The sequence below is a fragment of the Methylophaga sp. UBA5088 genome, assembly GCF_002414625.1.
GTDB classification, from domain to species: domain Bacteria; phylum Pseudomonadota; class Gammaproteobacteria; order Nitrosococcales; family Methylophagaceae; genus Methylophaga; species Methylophaga marina.
This window is the reverse complement of sequence record NZ_DIAC01000066.1, coordinates 15,540-20,531: the sequence shown is the minus strand read 5'-3', so window position 1 is coordinate 20,531 and position 4,992 is coordinate 15,540. Positions and strand designations below refer to the sequence as shown.

Sequence of the window (4,992 nt, the reverse complement as noted above, 5' to 3'; positions counted from 1 at the left end):
CTATCCCCATCAATAAGAGCAGGCAGGAAATTATGGGCAGACACAGCCATGGCGATAGTGACTAAAAATAAGCCAACCACAACAAAAGCGCCTTCTTTGAGTTCTGCTTGGTCTGAGTTTGCTTGGGGTTGTCCATTCTTAATGGCTACTGACATTAAAAGTGCAGGAACAAACCAGTTCACAACAGATGGAACAAACAATTTAAAGAATTCTTGAAATTCTACGACCCCTTTTTGCCACACCATCAATGTGGTGATGTCGCCAAATGGACTAAACGCACCACCTGCGTTTGCGGCAACAACAATATTAATACACGCCAGAGACACAAACTTGACATTCGTGCCGCCAACCGCCATTACAACGGTGGCCATCAATAATGCCGTGGTTAAGTTATCCGCTACGGGGGATATAAAGAAGGCGAATAACCCTGTGATCCAAAAAATACTGCGCAGCGAAAAGCCTTTATTGATTAACCAGGCTCGTAGACTATTGAATACGCCTCGTTCTCCCATAGTGTTGATATAAGTCATCGCCGCTAGTAAGAACAAAAGCAACTCACCATACTCTTCTAGGTTGTGTCGAATCATCAGCCCTGCAGTGTGGTGATATTCAGAGTCTGGTTGTTGTGCATAAATGAGTGCAATCAAGCCCCATATCACGCCAGCCGCGACCATGACAGGCTTAGACTTGCGCATATGGATTTCTTCTTCAAGAATAACCAAAGCATAGGCCACCACAAACAACAAGATTGAGACATAACCGACCCAATGAGTGGTTAAATCCAGTAATTTCGCATTTTCTGCAGCCATGGCGGGGTAAGGCTGAGCTAACAGAGCGGCGAAACTAAACAGGAGCCATGGGCGTCCCTGAAGAATTGATTTCACGACAATATTCCTTATGAATGACGAGACCGGGCAATAATACGCCGGAATTTAAGCTGAACAAATAGATATCAGTTAACGACGCTATCATGAAATCCTTTAGAGGCGTCTGCAACAAGATCAAACACATGATTAAAGCCATTTTGCCCACCGTAATAGGGATCCGGTACATCGCTTTCTTCACGTTGCGGCGCATAGTCCAGAAACATTTTGACTTTGTGTTTGTATGCATCAGGACAAGCGTTGATTAAAATTTCGTAATTACTGGTATCCATTGCCAGTATGTAATCAAACTCTTCAAAATCAGCTTGGCTGAATTTACGGGCACGGATGTAAGATAAATCGATACCACGCTGTTTTGCGGTCTGTTGAGCACGGCTATCAGGTTCTTCGCCAACGTGATAAGCATGGGTGCCAGCAGAATCAATGAGGAAACGTTCGCGTGTGCCCATATCTTCGGTTAATTTGGTAAACACACCCTCAGCTGTAGGTGAACGACAAATATTGCCCATGCAGACAAACAGTACTTTTATTTGATTCATTGTTGATTTCTTTTATTTCACTATTAACTATAAAAATGAGATTAAATCTATTAACACCAATATAATCAGCCGTTATATTTCTGAAAGCAATTGGTCAATCATTGACTCAGCCTGACCCATATAACCACCCCCGAATAAGTTAAGATGATTGAGAATATGGTAAAGGTTATATAAGGTTTTGCGCGTTGAATAGCCTGAATCTACAGGATAGATAGCATTGTAAGCGGCAAAAAAGTCTCGGCCAAATCCACCGAATAGCTCTGTCATCGCTAAATCCGTTTCACGATCGCCGTAATAACAGGCAGGGTCATAAATAACGGGCTGCCCGTTTTCATCTGCTGCCGCATTCCCCCCCCATAAATCTCCGTGTAGTAGGGATGGGTGGGGCTGATGGTTTTCGAGCAGTTTATCCAGCTCATCCATCAGTTTTTCTCCTCTGGACTGTAACCGACCAGAATAACCATTTTGTGCAGCAAACTTGAGTTGCTGCCCAAGGCGTTGCTCTCGCCAGAATGTCAGCCAGTCGTGTGTTTGGTCATTGATTTGAGGGGTACTGCCTATAGTGTTATCCATCTGCCAACCAAAATAGGGTTGCTTGACTTTATGCATGTGCGCTAACTGTTCCCCTAACGCAATATTGCTATTACCTCTTAAGCCTTTGAGAGAAATATATTCCAACACTAAATAGCTGTGTTCATGAGTGGTCCCTTGGCATATGACGCTGGGAACGCGCACACTTTTTGTGGCCGCCATTTCTTGTAGGCCAAGCGCTTCCGCTTCGAACATCAAAGACAAAGAAGGTTGGTTGAGTTTTATGAAATAAGTGAGTTGGTTAGTCTTCAGTTGATAGGCGCTATTGATACAACCGCCACCAATGCTGCTCAATTGGTATGGCTGAAGACTCTGGTGGATAGTTGATTCGATATGTTCAACAATGGAGTCAAGTTGTGCCATTATTTTTCCTTAATGTGATTTGAGAAAAACGAGTAAAGTGTTGCCGTTAAGGATATGAGCTATAGAGAAAGGCATCAAGTTTCTGCTTTGTATTTGGGCACGGAATTTACCGAAGAACCATCAACCACAAGGATTGTCCGTTTTTTTATACGTGCTGGCTATGTAAGCTGATGATTATTTATGATGGCATAAGGAGTTTGTCTATGGCTATTAATCCTAAACAAAGAGTGGCACTGCATGCCGCAAATCTGGTTGAGCAGAATATGGTAGTTGGCTTAGGAACCGGTTCGACAGCTAACTTTTTCATTGAGGCGCTGGCTAAGCGTTGTAAAACCGAAAAATTAAATATTCAAACTGTCAGTAGCTCTGCTATCAGTGCAGTCAAAGCACGTGAGGCGGGTTTACCTGTCGTATCGATAGCGGATCTTGATTCACTGGATATCTATGTTGATGGCGCAGATGAGGTCACGCCGGATCTCACCTTATTGAAAGGGCGCGGTCAGGATTTGGTGAATGAAAAGTTATTGGCCTCTGCGGCTGATCAGTTCTTTGTATTAGTAGATGAATCAAAACTGGTTGAGCATATTGGAGATAGTTTTCCTATTCCAGTTGAAGTGATGCCGCAAGCATGGCGTTTAGTGTTAACCCAGCTGAAACATCAGGGCGGAGAAGGGCAGCTCAGGCTAAATGCATCAGGTGATAATGTTGCTGTCACGGCAAGTGGTAGTCTGGTGCTGGATATGCAGTTTAAGGATATGGATAGTCTAGAATTGACGATGATTTTAGATACGATTCCCGGCATTGTTGAGCACGGAATTTTTAGTGATATCGCCTCCGCTATTTTTATTGGTGGAGAAAGCGAAGTAGAAGAACACTGGCGTTAAAACTATTTTTCATTGGCGTGATGACATGATGGTACATGGAGGAGTTGAGCTCCCCCATGTCCTCAGAGTTTAAGAAATTAGCCTTTTTTGAGTTCTTCCAGAATGGTTTCTGCTTTGGATTTACCAAACTCACCTGAGCCTTCAACACCAATATATGTCACTTCGCCATCTTTCAGGATGCAGGCAAAACGATAGCAGCGTACGCCCATGCCACCTGCCGTTAAGTCACGGTCTAAGCCCATAGCCTTGGTCAGTTCAGCACTACCATCAGCCATCATTCTAACTTTACCTTCATTGTTGACTTGTCTGCCCCATGCTCCCATGACAAAGGCATCATTAACGGCCATACACCAGATTCCATCTGCCCCTGCTGCTTTGATGTCATCTGCCAGTCGTATAAAACCGGGTAAATGCTCCTCAGAGCAAAGCGGAGTAAATGCACCAGGCACACCAAAAAGAACGATGGTTTTGCCTTCTGTGAGTGATTGCACATTTTGTGGTTGAGGGTTAACAGGGCAGCCACTGCTGGCTGAAAAGTCTACACATTCTGAGAGTGTCGCCGCGGGAATTTTCTGTCCAACTTTGATTGTCATACTTGCTCCTTAATCCATTATTTTTATTTACAGGTTAACTAGCATAAGACAATCGCTATGAGATAAAAACACTATGAAACATGAGGTTTTATGAGTTTGGAATTGTGAAGGTGAGTCGATATGATGTTAGTGACTTACTCGAATCAAAAGGATATAAACACATGGCTGAAAAACAATTACGCTGGGGAATTTTAGGTGCTGCTCGTGTAAACGAAAAATTACTGCCCGCTATTGTTGAAGCAGCTAATGCGAAATTGCTCGCCATTGCTAGTCGTCGTCCTGGTGCTGCAGCAGAAGTTTTGCAAAAACTAGCGCCAGATCAAACTGAGGTAGAGACTTTGGACGATCCTGAAGCACTGCTTTCTCACTCTCAGATCGATGCTATCTATTTACCCATGTCGAATGAAGAGCATGCGGAATGGGCTTTGAAAGCCATAAACCACGGTAAACACGTGTTGATTGAAAAACCGATGGCACTAACGGTGGCGGATATTGATGCGATTGAAGCAGCTGCGAAAGCAAACAATGTCACGGTGATGGAGGGCTTTATGTATATCTTTCATCCCCAACATGATTATGTAAAACAGTTGATTGATGATGGCAAGATTGGTGATGTTCGCACGGTGAAAACGGCGTTTGCCTTTCCAATGAAACCCGCTCGACTGTATAGGATCAATCGCGATATCAACGATGGTGGTGGCGCCATGTGGGATATTGGTCCTTATGCTATTCATACAGCAAGACTATGGTTTGATAGCGAGCCTGTTGCAGCCATGGCGATGGCCAAGCTCAATGACAGTGGAGCGGATGTCAGCTTGAGTGGTGTATTTGATTTTACGGATGGTAAGTTTGCTCATTTTGAAATGAGTTTTGAGCATGCCAGACGCAGCGAGTATGAAATCATCGGGACTAAAGGCGGTATTAAATGTCATACCGTTTGGCAACCGGAAACGGAAGAGGCCACAATTAGCTGGTGGAATGATGAGGAAGAGCAAAACGTCTCTATTCCAAAGGCCAATCATTTCAATCTGGAAATAGAGCACTTCTCTGAGTGCATACTGCAAAATAAGGCTCCCAAACTCACGATGACAGATGCAAGAAATAATTGTGCTGCTATTTGTGCTGCTCTGGCTTCAGT

Annotated in this window: 6 protein-coding genes; 2 read left to right on the top strand and 4 right to left on the bottom strand. The window is 43.9% G+C overall.

The genetic code is table 11. The annotated features are described in order from the left end of the window. The 3 genes from nhaD to B4K20_RS08495 all read right to left on the bottom strand — a co-directional run. Positions 1–884 (bottom strand): sodium:proton antiporter NhaD (nhaD, locus tag B4K20_RS08505; protein WP_289282568.1); only part of this gene is annotated, 884 nt, incomplete at its 3' end. A 68-nt stretch (positions 885–952) separates the two neighbouring features. Beyond that, positions 953–1,423 carry a low molecular weight protein-tyrosine-phosphatase gene (locus B4K20_RS08500; protein WP_289282567.1) on the bottom strand — a complete coding sequence of 157 codons (471 nt, stop codon included), beginning with the start codon at positions 1,421–1,423 and terminating at the stop codon, positions 953–955. 72 nt (positions 1,424–1,495) lie between these two features. Continuing rightward, entirely contained in the window at positions 1,496–2,377 is an 882-nt protein-coding gene (locus tag B4K20_RS08495; RefSeq protein WP_289282566.1) for a fructosamine kinase family protein, read from the bottom strand. A 203-nt stretch (positions 2,378–2,580) separates the two neighbouring features. Here B4K20_RS08495 and rpiA point away from each other — a divergent pair, with 203 nt between their 5' ends. After that, a complete protein-coding gene (gene rpiA, locus B4K20_RS08490) occupies positions 2,581–3,261 on the top strand; it encodes a ribose-5-phosphate isomerase RpiA (protein WP_289282565.1) in 681 nt (226 codons plus the stop codon). Positions 3,262–3,338: 77 nt separating this feature from the next. Here rpiA and B4K20_RS08485 read toward each other — a convergent pair whose 3' ends face one another. Further along, positions 3,339–3,854, bottom strand: a complete 516-nt coding sequence (locus B4K20_RS08485; protein ID WP_289282564.1) for a peroxiredoxin — start codon at positions 3,852–3,854, stop codon at positions 3,339–3,341. Positions 3,855–4,015: 161 nt separating this feature from the next. Here B4K20_RS08485 and B4K20_RS08480 point away from each other — a divergent pair. Then, the coding region (locus B4K20_RS08480) for a Gfo/Idh/MocA family protein (protein ID WP_289282563.1) at positions 4,016–4,992 on the top strand (977 nt) is incomplete at its 3' end.